Annotated in this window: 15 protein-coding genes; all 15 read left to right on the top strand. The window is 70.2% G+C overall.

Annotated elements, in window-relative coordinates; translation table 11 throughout:
• Nucleotides 1-2 precede the first annotated feature (2 nt).
• On the top strand, nt 3-1,418 hold the full coding sequence (locus DLJ53_RS30820; protein WP_111352205.1) for a UDP-N-acetylmuramoyl-L-alanyl-D-glutamate--2,6-diaminopimelate ligase: 1,416 nt from the start codon (nt 3-5) through the stop codon (nt 1,416-1,418).
• Complete coding sequence (locus tag DLJ53_RS30815) at nt 1,415-2,791, top strand: UDP-N-acetylmuramoyl-tripeptide--D-alanyl-D-alanine ligase (RefSeq protein ID WP_111352163.1); 1,377 nt, start codon at nt 1,415-1,417, stop codon at nt 2,789-2,791. The genes DLJ53_RS30820 and DLJ53_RS30815 overlap by 4 nt, the downstream gene beginning before the upstream one ends.
• Nucleotides 2,784-3,869: a phospho-N-acetylmuramoyl-pentapeptide-transferase gene (mraY, locus tag DLJ53_RS30810; RefSeq protein ID WP_111352162.1), complete on the top strand. Its 1,086-nt coding sequence runs from the start codon at nt 2,784-2,786 to the stop codon at nt 3,867-3,869. The genes DLJ53_RS30815 and mraY overlap by 8 nt, the downstream gene beginning before the upstream one ends.
• Nucleotides 3,866-5,260 carry a UDP-N-acetylmuramoyl-L-alanine--D-glutamate ligase gene (gene murD / locus DLJ53_RS30805; RefSeq protein WP_111352161.1) on the top strand — a complete coding sequence of 465 codons (1,395 nt, stop codon included), beginning with the start codon at nt 3,866-3,868 and terminating at the stop codon, nt 5,258-5,260. The genes mraY and murD overlap by 4 nt, the downstream gene beginning before the upstream one ends.
• Entirely contained in the window at nt 5,260-6,408 is a 1,149-nt protein-coding gene (gene ftsW / locus DLJ53_RS30800; RefSeq protein WP_111352160.1) for a putative lipid II flippase FtsW, read from the top strand. Before murD ends, ftsW begins: the two co-directional genes overlap by 1 nt.
• Nucleotides 6,408-7,487, top strand: a complete 1,080-nt coding sequence (gene murG, locus DLJ53_RS30795) for an undecaprenyldiphospho-muramoylpentapeptide beta-N-acetylglucosaminyltransferase (protein WP_111352159.1) — start codon at nt 6,408-6,410, stop codon at nt 7,485-7,487. The genes ftsW and murG overlap by 1 nt, the downstream gene beginning before the upstream one ends.
• Before the next feature lie 8 nt (nt 7,488-7,495).
• A complete protein-coding gene (murC, locus tag DLJ53_RS30790; RefSeq protein WP_111352204.1) occupies nt 7,496-8,890 on the top strand; it encodes a UDP-N-acetylmuramate--L-alanine ligase in 1,395 nt (464 codons plus the stop codon).
• Nucleotides 8,887-9,849: a UDP-N-acetylmuramate dehydrogenase gene (murB, locus tag DLJ53_RS30785; RefSeq protein WP_111352158.1), complete on the top strand. Its 963-nt coding sequence runs from the start codon at nt 8,887-8,889 to the stop codon at nt 9,847-9,849. The genes murC and murB overlap by 4 nt, the downstream gene beginning before the upstream one ends.
• The gene (locus DLJ53_RS30780; RefSeq protein WP_111352157.1) at nt 9,846-10,757 is read left to right on the top strand and encodes a D-alanine--D-alanine ligase; all 912 of its coding nucleotides are present in this window, start codon (nt 9,846-9,848) and stop codon (nt 10,755-10,757) included. The genes murB and DLJ53_RS30780 overlap by 4 nt, the downstream gene beginning before the upstream one ends.
• Complete coding sequence (locus tag DLJ53_RS30775; RefSeq protein WP_111352156.1) at nt 10,745-11,632, top strand: cell division protein FtsQ/DivIB; 888 nt, start codon at nt 10,745-10,747, stop codon at nt 11,630-11,632. The genes DLJ53_RS30780 and DLJ53_RS30775 overlap by 13 nt, the downstream gene beginning before the upstream one ends.
• Nucleotides 11,633-11,643: 11 nt before the next feature.
• Nucleotides 11,644-12,939: a cell division protein FtsA gene (ftsA, locus tag DLJ53_RS30770; RefSeq protein WP_111352203.1), complete on the top strand. Its 1,296-nt coding sequence runs from the start codon at nt 11,644-11,646 to the stop codon at nt 12,937-12,939.
• A gap of 126 nt (nt 12,940-13,065) precedes the next feature.
• A complete protein-coding gene (ftsZ, locus tag DLJ53_RS30765) occupies nt 13,066-14,694 on the top strand; it encodes a cell division protein FtsZ (RefSeq protein WP_111352155.1) in 1,629 nt (542 codons plus the stop codon).
• Between the two features lie 88 nt (nt 14,695-14,782).
• A complete protein-coding gene (gene lpxC / locus DLJ53_RS30760) occupies nt 14,783-15,634 on the top strand; it encodes a UDP-3-O-acyl-N-acetylglucosamine deacetylase (protein ID WP_111352154.1) in 852 nt (283 codons plus the stop codon).
• Nucleotides 15,635-15,743: 109 nt separating this feature from the next.
• Nucleotides 15,744-16,565: an outer membrane protein assembly factor BamD gene (locus tag DLJ53_RS30755; RefSeq protein WP_111352153.1), complete on the top strand. Its 822-nt coding sequence runs from the start codon at nt 15,744-15,746 to the stop codon at nt 16,563-16,565.
• Between the two features lie 54 nt (nt 16,566-16,619).
• Nucleotides 16,620-18,272, top strand: coding sequence for a DNA repair protein RecN (gene recN, locus DLJ53_RS30750; RefSeq protein WP_111352152.1), 1,653 nt, complete (start codon nt 16,620-16,622; stop codon nt 18,270-18,272).
• Nucleotides 18,273-18,342 lie beyond the last annotated feature (70 nt).

Here is an 18,342-nt window from a genome sequence, read left to right as displayed (position 1 = left end):
TGATGCGCCTCGGCGACATCGCGCCGGATCTCAGGGGGGCCGACCCGTCGCTCGACATCGTCGGCGTGACGGCGGACTCGCGCCAGGTGGCGCCGGGGATGCTGTTCGCCGCGCTGAAGGGCGCGAAGTTCGACGGCACGCGCTTTGCCGCCGACGCGGTCGCCGCCGGAGCCGTCGCGATCCTCGCCGCCGAGGATGCCGGGATCGACGTCGCTGTCCCGGTGCTGCGCGACCCCGACCCGCGCCGCCGCCTGGCGCTGATGGCCGCCGCCCTCGCCGGGTCGCAGCCGGAGGTGATCGTCGCGGTGACGGGGACGGCCGGCAAGACGTCGGTCGCCGAGTTCACGCGCCAGATCTTCGCCGCGGCGGGACACACGGCGGTGTCGATCGGCACCATCGGGATCCGCGGCGCGGTCGACGTTCCGGGCGGCCTCACGACGCCGGACCCGGTCGCGCTCGCGAAGGAGCTCGCCGACCTCGCCGGGGCGGGCGTGACGCACGTCGCGCTCGAGGCGTCGAGCCACGGGATCGACCAGCGCCGCCTCGACGGCGTGCGCCTGACGGCCGCCGCATTCACCAACATCGGCCGCGACCACCTCGACTATCACGCGACGCCCGAGGCCTACCTGAAGGCCAAGCTGCGCCTCTTCGAGACTCTGCAGCCCGACGCGGCCCGGACGGTCGTGAACCCGGACGCCCCGGGCGCCGGGGCCGTCCTCGCGGCGGCGCCCGGTGCATTCACGGTGGGCCGGCATGGGACGGGGCTGACGCTCGTCTCAACGGAGCGGCACCCGGGCGGGGCGCGTCTCGTGCTCGAGGGCGAGGGACGCCACGAGGTGGACCTGCCGCTGATCGGCGACTTCCAGATCGACAACGCACTGGTGGCGGCGGGTCTCGCCATCGTCTCCGGCGTTCCGGCGGCCGAGGCTGTCGCGGCGCTTGCGTCGCTGAAGGGCGCGCCGGGGCGGCTCGAGCTCGTCGGCCGCGCGCACGGGGCGCCGGTCTTCGTCGACTACGCACACAAGCCTGACGCCATCTCCGCGGCGCTGGCTGCGCTAAGATCTGACGTACCGGGACGGCTTGTCATTGTCGTCGGGGCGGGCGGGGACCGTGACCCCGGGAAGCGACCCCTGATGGGCGCTGCGGCGGCGGCGATTGCCGACGTCGTGATCGTGACCGACGACAATCCCCGGACGGAGGACCCCGCGCGGATCCGCGCGGCGGTCCTCGCCGGGGCGCCGGATGCCACCGAGATCGCCGACCGCGGCGAGGCGATCGCCACCGCCGTCGCGATGCTGCGCGAGGGCGATGCGCTGGTCGTCGCGGGCAAGGGGCACGAAGAGGGCCAGTACGTCGGTGACCGGGTCATCCCGTTCAGCGACCATTCAGCCGTCAAGGCGGCGATCGCAGCCCTATGACCGCGATCTGGACCCTCGGTGAACTCGCCGACGCCGCGCAGGGCCGCCTCCTCGGCGTCCCGCGCGACACCCCCGTTTCGGGCATCTCCATCGACACCCGCACGCTGCAGCCGGGCGACGCGTTCTTCGCGATCGTCGGCGTGTCGATGGACGCCCACAGGTTCGTCCCCGCAGCGCTGGAGGCAGGTGCCTGCGCCGCCGTCGTCTCCCACGGCGAGGCGGAGCGGGCGGTCGTCGTCGACGACGTGCTGGCGGCGCTCGGTCGCGTCGGCGTCGCGGCACGCGCCCGGCTCGCTGGCGGGACGCCCGTCGTCGCCGTCACCGGCTCGGTCGGCAAGACCGGCACCAAGGAGATGCTGCGCCTCGCCTTCGAGAGCGGCGGCCCGGTGCACGCCTCGGCCGCGTCCTACAACAATCACTGGGGTGTGCCGCTGTCCCTTGCGCGGATGCCGGCGGACGTCGACGCGGCGATCTTCGAGATCGGCATGAACCACGCCGGCGAGATCACGCCGCTGACCCGGATGGTGCGGCCGACGATCGCCATCATCACCCAGGTCGCCGCCGTCCACCTCGAGTTCTTCGACAGCGTCGCGGCGATCGCCGACGCCAAGGCCGAGATCTTCGCCGGCCTCGAGGACGGCGGGGTCGCGATCATCCCGGCCGACAACGACCACACCGAGCGCATGGCGGCCGCCGCGCGCGCCGCCGGCGCCGAGGTGGTCCTCTTCGGCAAGGGCGGCGACGTCTCGCTGGTCTCGCTGGACGCGGGCGGCGACGCCGTCGCGGACGTCTTCGGCGAGACCGTCTACTTCGAACTGTCGGACCCCGCGCCGCACGTCGCCAACAACGCACTCGCGGTCCTCGCGGCGCTGTCGGTCGCTGGCTGGGACATCGAGGCCGGGGCGGCCGCGCTGAAGGCCTGGTCGGCGCCGCAGGGGCGGGGGAGGCGGGTGCGCCTGCGCCCGGCCGGCGGCGAGGCGGTGCTGCTCGACGACTGGTTCAACGCCAACCCGTCCTCGATGGGCGCGGCGATCGCCACCCTCGGCCGCGTCCCCGCGCAACGGCGCATCGCCATCCTCGGCGACATGCGCGAGCTCGGGCCGACCGCGGACGACCTTCACCGTGGACTGGCGCCACTTCTGGTCGATGCGGACGTCCGAATCGTCCACACAGTCGGAGAGATGACAAAACATTTGCGTGACGCACTGCCCTTCGAACTGCGCGGCGTCCATGCCGCCACCGCCGGGGAGCTGGTCGGCCAGCTTCCGGAGGTCGAACCGGGCGATGCGGTGCTCGTGAAAGGCTCGAAGGCCATCGGTCTCGGAGCTGTCGTCGAGGCGATCGAGGAACGCTACGGGCTGACCGATGTTTGAGCTTCTTTCCAATCTCTCCGACCAGTTCCCGCCGGTGAACGTGTTCCGGTACATCACGTTCCGGACCGGCGGCGCGCTGGTGACGAGCCTTATCGTCACCTTCCTGTTCGGCCCGCGGATGATCCGCACGCTGCGCCTGCGGCAGGGAAAAGGCCAGCCTATCCGCGAGGACGGGCCCGCGAGCCACCTGCTGACGAAGCGCGGCACGCCGACCATGGGCGGGCTCATGATCCTCATGGGCCTCGTCATCTCGACGGTGCTGTGGGCGGATCTTGCCAACAAATATGTCTGGGTCATCCTCTACGTGACCCTCGGCTTCGGCGCGATCGGCTTCTACGACGACTACCTCAAGGTCTCGAAAGCCTCGCACAAGGGCTTCTCCGGCCGGGTGCGTCTCGCCATCGAATTCCTGATCGCCGGCAGCGCCGCGACGATCATGATGTACCTCGAGACTCCGGCGCTGGAATCGGCGCTGACCTTCCCCTTCTTCAAGGGTCTCATCCTCAACCTCGGCGTGTTCTTCCCCGTCTTCGCGGCGTTCGTGATCGTCGGCTCCGGCAACGCGGTGAACCTCACCGACGGGCTCGACGGCCTCGCCATCGTGCCGGTGATGATCGCCGCCGGCTCCTTCGGCGTCATCGCCTACCTCTCCGGTAACGCGGTCTTCGCGGACTACCTGCAGATCCACAACGTCGTCGGCGTCGGCGAGATCGCGGTGGTGGCGGGCGCGGTGATCGGCGCGGGGCTCGGCTTCCTGTGGTTCAACGCGCCGCCCGCTGCGATCTTCATGGGCGACACCGGCTCGCTGGCGCTGGGCGGCATGATCGGCGCCATCGCCGTCGCCACCAAGCACGAGATCGTGCTCGCCATCATCGGCGGCCTCTTCGTGCTGGAGGCGGTCTCGGTGATCATCCAGGTCGCGTCGTTCAAGCTGACCGGCAAGCGCGTCTTCAAGATGGCGCCCATCCACCACCACTTCGAGCAGCTCGGCTGGACAGAACCGCAGGTCGTCATCCGCTTCTGGATCATCGCCTTCGTCCTGGCGCTGATCGGCCTCTCCACGTTGAAGCTGCGATGATCCCGGTCAGCGCATACGACGGCAGCCGCGTCGCGGTCTTCGGGCTGGGCGGGTCCGGGCTGGCGACGGCCCGCGCCCTCGCCGCAGGCGGGGCGGACGTCCTCGCCTTCGACGACAAGGCCGAGAAGGTCGCCGCCGCAGTCGAGGACGGCCTTGCGACCGGCGATCTGCGCGGCGCGGACTTCGGCGAATTCGCAGCGCTGGTGCTCGCCCCAGGCGTCCCGCTGACGCATCCGAAACCGCACTGGTCGGTCGAGCTGGCACACGGTGCCGGCATCCCCGTCATCGGCGACATCGAGTTGTTCGACAACGAGCGTCGGGCGCGGATTGCCGGCCTGAGGCTCGCGGCGATCACCGGCACCAACGGCAAGTCGACGACGACCGCGCTGCTCGGCCATCTGCTGTCGGCGATGGGCGAGGCGGCGCAGGTCGGCGGCAACATCGGCCGCCCGGTCCTCGACCTCGACCCGGTCGCGGGGACGGCGGTCGTGGAGTGCTCCTCCTACCAGATCGACCTGGCGCCCAGCCTCGCGCCGGACGTGGGCGCGCTCCTCAACCTGTCGCCCGACCACATCGACCGGCACGGCACCTTCGAGCACTACGCGGACGTGAAGACGCGCCTCGTCGCGGCGAGCGGGCAGGCGGTGATCGGCGTCGACGATCCGACGTCGGCGCGGATCGCCGAGACGCTGGCCGCCGGCGGCAAGCCGGTCCACCGGGTGGGCGTCTTCGATCACAAGAGCGAGTTGCAGCGCCTGGCGCCGTCGGGCGTCGGCGCCATCGGCACGAGCCTCTACGTCGTCCGGAACGGCGCGACCCGCGAGGTCGCCTCGCTGGAGGGGATTCCCTCGCTGCGCGGCCGCCACAATGCCGAGAACGCCGCCGCCGCGATGGCGATGGCGATGGCGCTTGGCTTCGCGCCGGAGGAGGCGGCCCGCCACCTCGCCACCTTCCCGGGCCTCGCGCACCGGATGGAAGAGGTCGGGCGCGACGGGGCGGTGATCTTCGTCAACGATTCCAAGGCGACCAACGCGGTCTCCTCCGCGCAGGCCCTTGCCGCCTTCGACAGGATCCACTGGATCGTCGGCGGCGTCGCGAAGGAGGGCGGTGTCGAGAGCCTCACCTCGTTCGCGCCGAAGATCGCGGCCGCGTACCTCATCGGCCAGTCCACAGAGCTCTTCGAGCGTCAGCTCCGCCATCACGTCCCCACCGTGCGCTGCCGCACGCTGGAGACGGCTCTCGACGTCGCGGCCCGCGCGGCAAAATCGGATGGCGGTGTCGTGTTGTTGTCGCCGGCGTCGGCCTCGTTCGATCAGTTCCGTTCGTTCGAGCACCGCGGCGACGTGTTCCGGGACCTCGTGAGGGCCCGCCTGTCGAAGGAGACGGCCTGATGGTGAGCCGAGCGGAAACCAGCGAATTTGCCCGCTGGTGGTGGACCATCGACAAGACGCTCCTGTTCGCGCTCCTGGCGCTGATCGCGCTCGGGCTGATGCTCTCCTTCGCGGCCTCGCCGCCGGTGGCCGAACGCAACGGCTACGGCACCTACCACTTCGTGGTGCGCCACTTCATCTTCGCGGTGCCGGCGGTCTTCACGCTGATCTTCCTGTCCTTCTTCACGCCGCGGCAGGTGCGGCGGACGTCGCTCGTCCTCTTCGCCGGCGCGCTGGTCCTCATCATCCTGACGCTCTTCATCGGCGTCGAGGTGAAGGGCGCGCGGCGCTGGATCGGGTTCGGCGGCCTCACGGTGCAGCCGGCCGAGTTCATCAAGCCGGCCTTCGTGGTGATCACCGCCTTCCTGCTGTCGGAGGGGGCGCGGCGGCCGGACCTGCCGGGCCGGCTCCTCGCGGTCTTCCTGCTGGCGGTGGTCATCGCGCCGCTGGTCGCCCAGCCGGACTTCGGCCAGGCGATGCTGATCTCCATCACCTGGAGCGCGATGATCTTCCTCGCCGGACTGCAGTGGCGCTGGGTGTTCGCGCTCGGCGGCGCGGGCGTCGGCGGCATCGTGTCGGCCTACCTCTACCTGCCGCACGTGACCGCGCGCGTGAACGCGTTCCTCAACCCCGACGCGTCGGACAACTACCAGGTGGACCGCTCCATCGAGAGCTTCCTGCGCGGCGGCTGGTTCGGCGTCGGGCCGGGCGAGGGCATCGTCAAGCGCTCGCTGCCGGACAGCCACACCGACTTCGTCTTCGCGGTGACGGCCGAGGAGTTCGGCATCGTCATGTGCTTCGTCATCGTCACGCTGTTCGCGGCGGTGGTGCTGAAGGGCCTGTCGCGCGCGCTGCGGGAGGAGGACGAGTTCGTTCGCCTGTCGCTCGCCGGCCTCATCATCCTCTTCGGCGGACAGGCGTTCATCAACATGGCGGTGAACCTCCACCTGATGCCGGCCAAGGGCATGACCCTGCCGTTCGTCTCCTACGGCGGTTCGTCGCTGGTGGCGGTCGCCATCGGCATGGGCTTCGCGCTCGCCCTGTCGCGGCGTCGCCCGGGCCGGGTCCGCTTCACCGAGACGCGGCGCCTCAGCGAGGCGTTCGCGTGATGCGGGCGCTACTGGCCGCAGGCGGGACCGGGGGGCATCTCTTCCCGGCCGAAGCGCTGGCGAGCGTGCTGGAGCGGCGCGGTCACGAGGTCGAACTCGTCACCGATCGCCGCGCCACGACCCTCGTCGCGACGTTCCCGGCCGACGAGGTGCACTTCATCGAGGCCGCCACGCTGGCGGGCAAGAGCCCCGTCGCGATGGCGAAGATGGCGGTCGCCAACGCGGCCGGTCTCGTCCGCTCGCTCCAGGCGATGCGCCGCTTCCAGCCGGACGTCGCGGTCGGCTTCGGCGGCTATCCGACGCTGCCGCCGCTGACGGCTGCGCGCCTCCTCAAGGTGCCGGCGATCGTGCACGAGGCGAACGCCGTCATCGGCCGTGCCAACAAGAGCCTCGCCCGCCATGCGCACGTCGCGACGAGCTTTCCCACGGTGGAGGGGCTCCCCGCCGCGCAGGCCGCGACGCACGTCGGCATCCCGGTGCGCGAAGCCGTCCTGAAGGCCGTGGCGCCGTACGAGCCGCCGGCCGAGCACTTCAACCTTCTCGTCTTCGGTGGCAGCCAGGGCGCGCGGGCCTTCTCCGACATGGTGCCGCCGTCGATCGCGATCCTCCCGAAGGAGATGCGCGCGCGGCTCCAGATCGTGCAGCAGGCCAGGCCTGAGGACGTCGAGCGCGTCCGCGCCGCCTATCGCGAGCTGGGCGTCGCCGCCGAGATCGCGCCGTTCTTCAAGGACCTGCCGAAGCGCATCGCCGGGGCGCACCTCGTGATCGCGCGGTCGGGCGCCTCGACGGTGGCCGAACTTTCGATCATAGGGCGGCCGGGCTTGCTGGTGCCGCTTCCGGGCGCGCTCGACCAGGACCAGGCCCACAACGCCGCCGCCCTCGAGGCGCTCGGCGGGGCCCGGCGGCTCGACCAGAAGGCGCTCACGCCTGAGGTTCTGGCGAAGGAGCTCAACACCCTCATCGGCGATCCCGTTCGCCTCGCGCTGATGGCCGAGCATGCCAAGGGCCTCGCCAGACCGGACGCGGCCGAGCGCCTCGCGGACCTCGCCGAGCGCATCGCCGCAGGAGACGACGCATGATTGCCCCCCTGAAGATGACCACGGCCATCGGGCCGGTCCATTTCGTGGGCATCGGCGGCATCGGCATGTCGGGGATCGCCGAGGTGCTGCACAACCTCGGCTACAAGGTCCAGGGGTCGGACATCGCGGAGAGCGCCAACGTCCAGCGCCTGCGCGAGAAGGGGATTCCGGTCGCCATCGGCCATGCCGCCGAGAACCTCGGCGAGGCGACGGTGATCGTCGTCTCCTCGGCGGTGAAGCGGGACAATCCGGAGCTGATGGCCGCCCGGGCGCGGCTCCTGCCGGTGGTGCGCCGTGCGGAGATGCTGGCCGAGCTGATGCGCCTGAAGCAGGCGATCGCCGTCGGCGGCACGCACGGCAAGACGACGACGACCTCGCTCGTGGCGACGCTCCTCGAGGCGGGCGGGCTCGACCCCACCGTCATCAACGGCGGCATCATCAACGCCTACGGCACCAACGCGCGCCTCGGCGCGGGGGACTGGCTGGTCGCCGAGGCGGACGAGAGCGACGGCACCTTCGTCAAGCTGCCGGCCGACATCGCCATCGTCACCAACATCGACCCCGAGCACCTCGACCACTATGGCGACTTCGAAGGCGTGCGCGCCGCGTTCCGCCAGTTCGTCGAGAACGTGCCGTTCTACGGCTTCGCGGTGATGTGCATCGACCACCCGGAAGTACAGGCGATGGTCGGCCGCATCGAGGACCGCCGCATCATCACCTACGGCGCCAATCCGCAGGCCGACGTGCGCTTCATGAACGTCCGCCCGGGCCCGCGCACGGTGTTCGACGTCAGGATCACCGACCGCGTCACCGGCAGCGTCGGCCTCATCGAGGGCCTCTCCCTGCCGATGCCGGGGATCCACAACGTTGCCAACGCGGCCGCCGCGGTGGCGGTCGCGGACCGGCTCGGCATCGACGCGGATGCGATTCGTCAGGGGCTCGAGAACTTCCGCGGCGTGAAAAGGCGCTTCACCTTCGTCGGCGAGTGGAACGGGGTCGCCATCTACGACGACTACGGCCACCACCCGGTCGAGATCCGCGCCGTCCTCGCCGCCGCGCGCGAGGCGGCGTCCGGCAAGGTCATCGCCGTCGTTCAGCCGCACCGATATACCCGCCTCAAGTCGCTGTTCGACGACTTCTGCGTCGCCTTCAACGATGCCGATGTCGTGGTCGTCGCCGACGTCTACGCGGCGGGCGAATCACCCATCGAGGGGGCGGACAAGGACGGCCTCGCGGCCGGTCTCGCCGCGCGCGGTCACCGCGACGTCGTGGCGCTCGAGTCGCGCGAGGCGCTCGCCGGCGTGATTCGCGAGCGCGCCCGGCCGGGCGACATGGTCGTGTGCCTCGGCGCCGGCTCCATCACGCAGTGGGCGGCGAGCCTCCCCAAGGAGCTCGCCGAGTGACGTTTCCCGACCTCACCCCGCTCTTCGAGGGCGCCGGTATCAGGGGGCGACTGGAGCCGAACCGGCCGCTTGCGGACGTCACGTGGTTCCGCGTCGGCGGCCCGGCGCAGCTCCTCTTCTCGCCGGCCGACGAGGCCGACCTCGCCGCGTTCATGAAGGCGCTGCCGAAGGACGTGCCGGTTCACGTCCTGGGTCTCGCCTCCAACACCCTGGTGCGGGACGGCGGCGTGCCGGGCGTGGTGATCCGGCTCGGCGGGCGGGCCTTCGGCGAGGTCAACGTCAGCGGCATGCGCGTCACCGCCGGTACCGCGCTGCCGGACGTGAAGCTGGCGCGCGCGGCAGCGGACGCGTCGATCGCCGGCCTTGCGTTCTTCCGCGGCATTCCGGGCGCGCTCGGCGGGGCGCTGCGCATGAACGCCGGCGCCTATGGCGGGGAGACGAAGGACGTGCTGATCGCGGCGCGCGCCGTGGACCGCGCCGGGACGATCCACGTCCTGACGAACGCCGACTTCGGCTTTTCGTACCGTCACTCCGGCCTGCCGGACGACTTCATCTTCACCGAGGCGACCTTCGAGGGCACGCCCGGCGACCGCGACGCGATCCTCGCCGAGATGGACGGAATCACCTCCCGCCGCGAGGAGACGCAGCCGATCAAGTCGCGCACCGGCGGCTCGACCTTCAAGAACCCGCCGGGCGAGAAGGCCTGGCAGCTCGTCGACCGGGCCGGCTGCCGCGGGCTCGTCGTCGGCGGGGCGCAGATGTCCGAGCTGCACGCCAACTTCATGCTGAACCTCGGCGAGGCGACGGCGGACGATCTGGAGCGGCTCGGCGAGACCGTGCGCGGCCGTGTGCTGGCGGCGACGGGCATCGCGCTGGAGTGGGAGATCAAGCGCATCGGCGTGCCGGCGGGCGATGCGGTCCCGGCGTTCATGGGTGCGGACACGGGAGAGGCGGCATGACGCACGTTGCGGTCCTGATGGGCGGAATGTCCGCCGAGCGTCCGGTGAGCCTGAAGTCGGGCGAAGCCTGCGCGGCCGCGCTGGAGCGGGGCGGCTTCAGGGTGACGCGCGTCGACGTCGGCATGGACGTGGTGGCGCAGCTCCTGGCGCTGAAGCCGGACGTCGCCTTCAACGCGCTGCACGGCCCGATGGGCGAGGACGGCGTGATCCAGGGCATCCTGGAATTCCACAGGATTCCCTACACCCACTCGGGTGTGCTCGCCTCGGCGCTGGCGCTCAACAAGGACCGCGCGAAGGCGGTGATCGCGCGCGCGGGCGTGCCGGTGGCCGAGCACATCGTCACCTCGCGCTTCGAGGCGGCGAAGCAGCACGTGATGGCGCCGCCCTACGTGGTGAAGCCGGTCAACGAGGGGTCCTCGTTCGGGATCCTGATCGTGCCGGAAGGCGCCAACCGGCCGCCCGCGGAATTAACCATGCCGGACTGGGTCTACGGCGACGAGGTGATGGCCGAGCATTACGTCGCGGGGCGCGAGCTCACGTGCGGCGTTTTTGGGGATAAGGTCTGGGGCATCATTGACATCGTCCCGAAGAGCGAAAGCTTCTACGGCTACGACGCCAAGTACAGTCCTGGCGGATCCGAGCACATTTTGCCGGCTCGTCTTAAACCAAATATTTACCAGGATATACAAAAGTTCACTCTGTTGGCTCATCGAGCCTTGGGGTGCCGCGGAGTCTCTCGCGCGGACTTCCGATATGATCCGGACAAAGACGAACTCGTGTGCCTCGAAGTCAATACGCAGCCTGGAATGACGGAAACTAGCCTGGTTCCGGAAATGGCCGCGCATGCGGGCATGAGCTTCGAGGCCCTCGTGGCCGCAATGGTGGAGGACGCATCATGCCAGCGGTAGCGCCGCGCGCTTCTCGTCCCCGCATGACGGGGCCGTGGCCGACGCGAGTTCTGACCGCTGCCGTGCTGGTCGGCTCCTGCGGCGCGGGCCTCGCCTATTCGCAGGACCCGAGCCACGCCATCGACGCGGTCGGCCGCGTCAGCGGGTTCGAGGTGCGCGACATTTCCCTCAGCGGCCAGCACGAGACATCTATCAGCTCGATCGTCGCCACCGCCAGCCTCGCGCCGGGCGCGACCATGTTCACGGTTAACGCCGAGGATATGCGCAAGCGTGTCGAGGCGCTGCCGTGGGTGCAGCGCGCCACCGTGCGCAAGGTCCTGCCGGGGACGGTCAAGCTCGAGATCGAGGAAGCCGAACCGTTCGCCCGCTGGCGGACCGAGGGCGGCGTGAAGCTCATCGCCCGCGACGGCATGGTCCTCTCCGACTCGGTCGAGCCGCGCTATCTCGACCTGCCGCTGGTCGCCGGGCAGTCCGCGAACACCAAGGCGGAGGAGGCGGTGGCGCTGCTCGACGCCAACCCGCTGTTCCAGATCCGCACCCGTGCGGCCGTCCGCGTCGGCGAGCGGCGCTGGGACCTCGTGCTGGATACCGGCGCCACGGTGATGCTGCCGGAGGACAACCCGTCCGCCGCGCTCGACCGTCTCGCCGACCTCGAGATGAATGGCTCGATCACGATGGAGCCGGTCATCGTCGACATGCGCCTCGCCGACCGCACCGTCGTCGAGCTGCATCCGACGGATGCGAACGAACTCTACATCGCGCCGGAGCAAGAGAAGGGCTTCGAGGAGCCCTCCGACCTCCTGGCCGCCGCGATCGCCGAAGCAAAACGTGCCGACGACCCGCTCGCGGCGGCTATCCGGGAGGCGACGCAATGAACGTCATCGACATGCCGCGCCGCGTCGATCAGAGCCGCTGTCACGTGCCCGCCGGGCGCGGGTCGACCGTGTGCGTCCTCGATGTGGGGTCGACCAAGGTCGCGTGCCTCATCGCCAAGTTGAAGCCGGCGCCGGAGGAAGATCTCCTCACCGGTCGTACGCATGCGATCGAAGTTATCGGTTACGGATACCAGCAATCGCGTGGTGTTAAGTCTGGCGCGATCGTCGATTTGGACAAAGCGGAGCACGCTATTCGCAGAGCGGTGGATTCCGCCGAGCAAATGGCTGGGTTGACTGTCGAATCGCTTATCGTCGCTCAGACCGCGGGCCGCCTCTCGTCCGAGAACTTCGGCGCCAAGGTGGACCTCGACACGGGCGCGGTTCGAGAGGCGGACATCCGCAGGGTGCTCGCCGCCTCGGGGCGCCACCAAATTCCAGACGGACGCATCGCCTTGCACGCCCTCCCCATCGGCTACACCCTCGACGGACAGGACGGGATCCGTGACCCTCGCGGGATGGTGGGCGACACGCTGGGCGTGGACGTCAATCTGGTCACCTCGGACCGGTCGGCGCAGGACAACCTCGCCCTCCTGATCAACCGCTGCCATCTCGACGTCGATGCGATGGTTGCGACCCCCTACGCCTCGGCGCTCGCCTCCCTGGTGGACGACGAGGGCGAACTCGGCGCGGTCTGCATCGACATCGGCGGCGGGACGTCCACCATCGCGATCTTCGCGGACGGCAACCTCGTCCACGTCGATGCCGTCGCGATCGGCGGGCACCACGTCACGATGGACATTGCGCAGGGTCTGTCCATCCGCCTGGAAGAGGCGGAGCGGCTGAAGACGCTGCACGGCTCGGCCGTCGCCTCCGGGATCGACGAGCGTGCCATGCTCACCATCCATCCGGTGGGTGAGGAGGACGGCACCTCGCCGATCCAAATCCCCCGCCTGACCCTCAACGCGATCATTCGCCCCCGCGTCGACGAGATCCTGGAAATGGTTCGCGATCGACTGGTGCGGTCCGGCTTCTCCGGGCGCATCGGGCGGCGGATCGTCATGACCGGTGGCGGGAGCCAGCTCACGGGCCTCACCGACGTCGCGCGGCACGTGTTCGGCCGGCCGGTGCGGATGGGGCGTCCGCTCGGCGTGAAGGGCCTGCCCATCGCGGCCCGGGGCGCGGCGTTCAGCGCCGTCATCGGACTGCTCATCTATCCGCAGCTTGCGCCGGCCGCCTTGTTCGAGGCGTCGGGCCGCTCGTCGGGCACCATCGCCCGGCTCGGCCGCTGGCTGCGCGAGAGCTTCTGACGCGCCCGGCCACGGGCGCGCCAACAACAAGGCCCTTCGAAAGGGCCGACGAGAGATCGATCCGGCCCTCCGGCCGGCACAACGAAGCGCCCTGTGCGGGCATGGGACGAACTACGGGAGACATGAATGTCGTCCATTAACCTGAAGACGCCCGACCTGACCGAGCTGAAGCCACGCATCATGGTGTTCGGCGTCGGCGGGGCAGGGTGCAACGCCGTCAACAACATGATCGAGGCTGGCCTTGCGGGCTGCGACTTCGTCGTGGCGAACACCGACGCCCAGTCGCTGAACCTGTCCAAGTCCGAGCGCGTCATCCAGATGGGCATCGCGGTGACCGAGGGCCTCGGCGCCGGTTCGCAGCCGGACGTCGGCCGTGCCGCGGCGGAGGAGGTGATCGACGAGATCGCCGACCACCTGTCCGGTTCCCACATGGTGTTCATCACCGCCGGCATGGGCGGTGGCACGGGCACGGGTGCAGCTCCGGTCGTGGCGCGGGTGGCGCGCGACCAGGGTATACTGACCGTTGGCGTGGTCACCCGACCGTTCCAGTTCGAGGGTATGCGCCGTGCCCGTCTCGCCGAAGCTGGAATTGAAGAACTCGCGCAGCACGTCGATACGCTGATCGTCATCCCGAACCAGAACCTGTTCCGCATCGCCAACGCGCAGACGACCTTCGCGGACGCCTTCGCGATGGCCGACCAGGTGCTCTACTCGGGCGTGGCCTGCATCACCGACCTGATGGTGAAGGAAGGCCTCATCAACCTCGACTTCGCCGACGTGCGCTCCGTCATGCGCAACATGGGCAAGGCGATGATGGGCACCGGCGAGGCGTCGGGCGACAACCGCGCGATGCTGGCCGCCGAGGCCGCCATCTCCAACCCGCTCCTCGACGAGACCTCCATGAAGGGCGCCCGCGGCCTTCTGGTCTCCGTCGTCGGCGGCAAGGACCTCACCCTCTTCGAGGTGGACGAGGCGACGACCCGCATCCGCGAGGAAGTGGACGACGACGCCAACATCATCTTCGGCGCGACCTTCGACGACTCGCTGGAAGGCATCATCCGCGTGTCGGTGGTGGCGACCGGCATCGACCAGGAGCCGGGCGAGGAAGAAGACGACCACCCGCTCGACACCCGCGTCCTCTCCTTCGCCGGCCGCGCGGTGCGCGGTGCGAAGCCCGAGGCCGGCGCGGCCGCAGCCTCCGACCACAACCAGGTCGCGATCGCCGCGGTGGCGGCCGAGCTCGACGACTTCGAGGCCGCCCTCGAGCCGATCGACAAGGCCGAGGTCCTCGAGGACGAGGAGGACCTTGAGGTCCCTTTGGACGACAGGGACGACTTCGCCGCGCCTGAGCCGCGCCAGGCGGCCCGCGCCGCCCGCGAGGAGCCCGCGGCCGAGTACCACGAGGGCGACAGCCGCCGCCCGATGGGGATCCTGAGGGGCCTGATCGGTCGCTCGCGCCGCGAAGATGACGAGGACGCCGAGTTCGCGCCGGTCGAGCCGCGCGCCCAGCGCCGCCGCCAGCAGGTTCGCGCCCAGCGCCAGGAACTCGCCCGCCTGCCGGCGCCCGAGCCCGCCTACGAGGACGAGGTCGAGGAGGCGCCGCGTCAGCAGCGCCGCATGCGCCAGCGTCCCGAGGCCCAGGCCCGCCGCCAGCGCCGTGAGGAGGAGCCCGTCTCCCGCCAGCGTCCCGCCCAGCGTTCGTCGGACGAGGACCAGCTCGAGATCCCGGCCTTCCTGCGCCGCCAGGCCAACTGATCCCGTCGGCCGCAAGGCCGGCAGGACGCATGAGTGAACCGCGCGGCGGGGTCTCTGGCCCGGCCGCGCGATCGTATAGAAGGGGCGCATGGTCGACGAATATGCACCTCCGGCCCGCCGCCTCGTGCGGCCGGTCACCTTCCGCGGCGTCGGCGTCCACACGGGCGCTGACGTCGCGTGCGTCGTGAACCCCGGTGAGGACGGCGTGCGCTTCCACCGGACGGACACCGGCGGCACCGTCACCGCGAGCTGGCGCCACGTCGCCGCGACGCAGCTCCAGACCGTGATCCGCAGCGACGAGACGTCGGTCGCGACCGTCGAACACTTCATGAGCGCGATGTCCGCCCTCGGCATCTGGGCCGCCGAGGTGGAGATCGACGGGCCGGAGGTGCCGATCCTCGACGGCAGCGCCGCCCCGTTCCTCGCCGCGCTCGCCGATGCGTCGGAGCCGGTCGAAGGGGGCCGGGCGGTCAGGGTGCTGCAACCGGTTTCCGTGCGCATCGGGCGCGGTTTCGCATCGCTCCTGCCGTTCCCGTCGCGCCGCTTCGACGTCGGGATCGACTTTGCCGACGCCGCGATCGGCGAGCAGCGGGCCCTGTTCGACTTCGCCGCGGGGGACTACGGCGCCGAGGTCGCGCCAGCGCGCACGTTCGGTCGGCTGAAGGACATCAAGCGCCTGCGCCGCCGGGGGTTCGGGCGCGGCGCCTCGCTCGACAACGCGGTCGCGGTGGACGGCGCGACGGTGGTGAACCCGGAAGGGCTGCGCTTCGCCGACGAGTTCGCACGGCACAAGCTGCTGGACGCGGTGGGCGACCTCGCCCTCGCGGAGGCGCCCATCCTGGGGCTCTACCGCAGTCACCGGGGCGGCCACCGGCTGAACTATGCGCTGCTCGACAAGCTGTTCGCGCGAGCGGAAAACTTTCAATTGTTGCCAAATTGAAACAGATGCCGCAGGACGATGGTCACGCTTGTGAGCGCTTGCGGGAGGATGTTGGCCATCGCCGGCCGGTGTTGGTATCAGGTGGCCTGTAGAGGTGTGGAGTTCTACGATGGTGATGCGTTTCGCACGGCCGCTCGCGGCCCTGATCCTCGTCGTTGGCCTGGGTGCGTGCGGTAACCGCGTCACCGAGCTGGACTTCGAGGACCGTCCTGCGGACGAGCTCTACAACGAAGCCCTCGTCCTCATGAACGAGGGCGACTACCAGACCGCCGCCCTCAAGTTCGAGGAGGTCGAGCGCCTCCACCCCTATTCCGAGCTCGGTCGCAAGGCGCAGGTCATGCAGGCCTTCGCCAGCTACTCGCGCGGCCGCTACACGGACGCGGCGATCGCCGCCAAGCGCTACATCGCCCTCCATCCGGGGAGCGAGGACGCCGCCTACGCGCAGTACATCCTCGCCATGTCCTACTACAAGCAAATCCCGGACGTGACGCGAGACCAGGAGGGGACCGAGCGGGCCCTCGACGCGTTCAAGACCCTGATCGACAAGTATCCCGACTCCGAATACACCGACGACGGCCGCCGCAAGTACCGCGCCGCGCAGAACCAGCTCGCCGGACACGAGATGGAGATCGGCCGCTACTACCTTGAGCGGAACGAGAACCTCGCGGCGATCAACCGCTTCCGCGTGGTGGTCGAGAAATACCAGCAGACGGACCAGATCGAGGAGGCGCTGTTCCGCCTCACCGAATCCTACTATGCTCTCGGCGTGACGCAGGAGGCGCAGACCGCGGCCGCCGTGCTGGGCCACAACTTCCCGAACAGCCGCTGGTACAAGGACGCGTATTCGCTTCTCCAGAACGGCGGCTTCTCGCCGGACGAGAACAAGACGAGCTGGATCAGCCGCGCATTCGACGGCTTCAACGTTCTTTAAATCGGCGGTGACCGCTCGCCCGCACCGGGCGGCGTTCATGCCAAGAGGACCCTCGTGCTCTCACGGCTGATCGTTCGAAATATCGTTCTGATCGAAGCGCTGGATCTCGATCTGGAGGCGGGCTTCACCGTCCTCACCGGCGAGACCGGCGCGGGCAAGTCCATCCTCCTCGATGCGCTGGCGCTCGCCCTCGGGGCGAAGGCGGACGGCAAGCTCGTGCGCACGGGTGAGACCTCCGGCTCAGTCGCCGCGAGCTTCGCCATCGCGCCCACCCATCCCGCCTGCGCCATCCTCGACGAGCTGGGCATTCCGCGCGACGATACGCTCAACGTGCGCCGCGTCCTGTCCAGCGACGGCAAGGCCCGCGCCTTCGTCAACGACCAGCCGGTGAGCGTCGGCCTCCTGCGCGACCTTGCGCCGCTGCTGGTCGAGGTGCACGGCCAGCACGCCGACCGCGCGCTGATGTCGCCCGCCTCCCACCGCCGCCTGCTCGACGCGTTCGGCGGGCTCGCCGGCGAGGCGACGCACGTCTCGGTCCTGTGGCAGACGCTGAAGGATGCGGAGGCCGCCCTAGCCGAGCACGAGGCCGCGCTCGAGAAGGCGCGCGAGGAGGCGGACTTCCTGCGCGCCTCGGTCGACGAGCTCAGCAAGCTCGACCCCGAGCCGGGTGAGGAGGAGCGGCTCTCGTCCCACCGCCAGGCCATGGGCGCGGCCGAGAAGGTCGCGACCGACCTCGAGGAGGCGGCGTCCTCCCTGGAGGGCTCGAAGTCGCCCATCCCGACGCTCGCCGGCGTTCTGCGCAAGCTCGAACGCAAGGCGGCCGGTGCCGAGGATCAGCTCAACCCGGTGATGGACGCCCTCGCCGCGGCGCTCGACGCTCTCGAGGAGGCGCGAAGCACCATAGCCGACGCGCAGCGCTCGCTCGACTTCGACCCGCAGCAGATGGTCGAGCTGGAGGAGCGGCTGTTCGCGCTTCGCGCCGCGTCGCGCAAGTACAAGGTCTCGGTGGACGACCTCGCCGACCTCGCGAGCCGCATGGCCGACGAGCTCGCCGACCTCGACGCCGGGGAGGCGCGCAGCGACATCCTCACCCAGGCCGTCACCACCGCGGAGAAGGCCTACCGCAGCGCCGCCGAGGGGCTCTCCGACCGTCGGGCCGTCGCCGCCGAGGCGCTGGAGGCCGCCGTCGCCGCCGAGCTCGGGCCGCTGAAGCTCGACAAGGCCCGCTTCATCGTGCGCCGCGAGGCCGCGAACCCCGGCCCCGAGGGGCTCGACCAGATCGCCTTCCACGTGAAGACCAACCCCGGCTCGCCGGAAGGGCCGATCATGAAGGTCGCCTCGGGCGGCGAGCTGTCGCGCTTCCTCCTGGCGCTCAAGGTCTGCCTCGCCGACAAGGGCTCCGCCTCGACCCTCATCTTCGACGAGATCGACACCGGCGTCGGCGGCGCCGTGTCCGACGCCATCGGCTCTCGCATGGCGCGCCTCGCGGACAATCTGCAGGTGGTCTCGATCACCCATGCGCCGCAGGTCGCGGCCCGGGCGGACCACCACCTGCTGATCGCAAAGTCCTCCAACGGGTCGCAGACCGCGACCGCCGTGCGGATCCTCGACCTCGCGGCGCGGCGCGAGGAGATCGCCCGCATGCTCGCCGGCGCGACCGTCACCGACGAGGCCCGTGCCGCCGCCACCAAGCTGATCGAGGCGTAGCGGCCGTGGCCGGCGGTGAACGGACTGCGGTCGCGCCTTGCCGCCGCGCGGGGGCGAGGGTAGAGGTCGG

The organism is Acuticoccus sediminis (assembly GCF_003258595.1).
Taxonomy (GTDB): domain Bacteria; phylum Pseudomonadota; class Alphaproteobacteria; order Rhizobiales; family Amorphaceae; genus Acuticoccus; species Acuticoccus sediminis.
This window is presented reverse-complemented; position numbering and strand designations above follow the sequence as displayed.

Bases quoted from the DNA above. Each gene is read 5' to 3' on its own strand.
- ftsA (WP_111352203.1), top strand. From the start codon at position 11,644: ATGCCGCGCCGCGTCGATCAGAGCCGCTGTCACGTGCCCGCCGGGCGC.
- ftsW (WP_111352160.1), top strand. From the start codon at position 5,260: ATGGTGAGCCGAGCGGAAACCAGCGAATTTGCCCGCTGGTGGTGGACC.
- ftsZ (WP_111352155.1), top strand. From the start codon at position 13,066: ATGTCGTCCATTAACCTGAAGACGCCCGACCTGACCGAGCTGAAGCCA.
- DLJ53_RS30815 (WP_111352163.1), top strand. From the start codon at position 1,415: ATGACCGCGATCTGGACCCTCGGTGAACTCGCCGACGCCGCGCAGGGC.
- DLJ53_RS30780 (WP_111352157.1), top strand. From the start codon at position 9,846: ATGACGCACGTTGCGGTCCTGATGGGCGGAATGTCCGCCGAGCGTCCG.
- murD (WP_111352161.1), top strand. From the start codon at position 3,866: ATGATCCCGGTCAGCGCATACGACGGCAGCCGCGTCGCGGTCTTCGGG.
- DLJ53_RS30775 (WP_111352156.1), top strand. From the start codon at position 10,745: ATGCCAGCGGTAGCGCCGCGCGCTTCTCGTCCCCGCATGACGGGGCCG.
- DLJ53_RS30820 (WP_111352205.1), top strand. From the start codon at position 3: ATGCGCCTCGGCGACATCGCGCCGGATCTCAGGGGGGCCGACCCGTCG.
- mraY (WP_111352162.1), top strand. From the start codon at position 2,784: ATGTTTGAGCTTCTTTCCAATCTCTCCGACCAGTTCCCGCCGGTGAAC.
- murG (WP_111352159.1), top strand. From the start codon at position 6,408: ATGCGGGCGCTACTGGCCGCAGGCGGGACCGGGGGGCATCTCTTCCCG.
- DLJ53_RS30755 (WP_111352153.1), top strand. From the start codon at position 15,744: ATGGTGATGCGTTTCGCACGGCCGCTCGCGGCCCTGATCCTCGTCGTT.
- lpxC (WP_111352154.1), top strand. From the start codon at position 14,783: ATGGTCGACGAATATGCACCTCCGGCCCGCCGCCTCGTGCGGCCGGTC.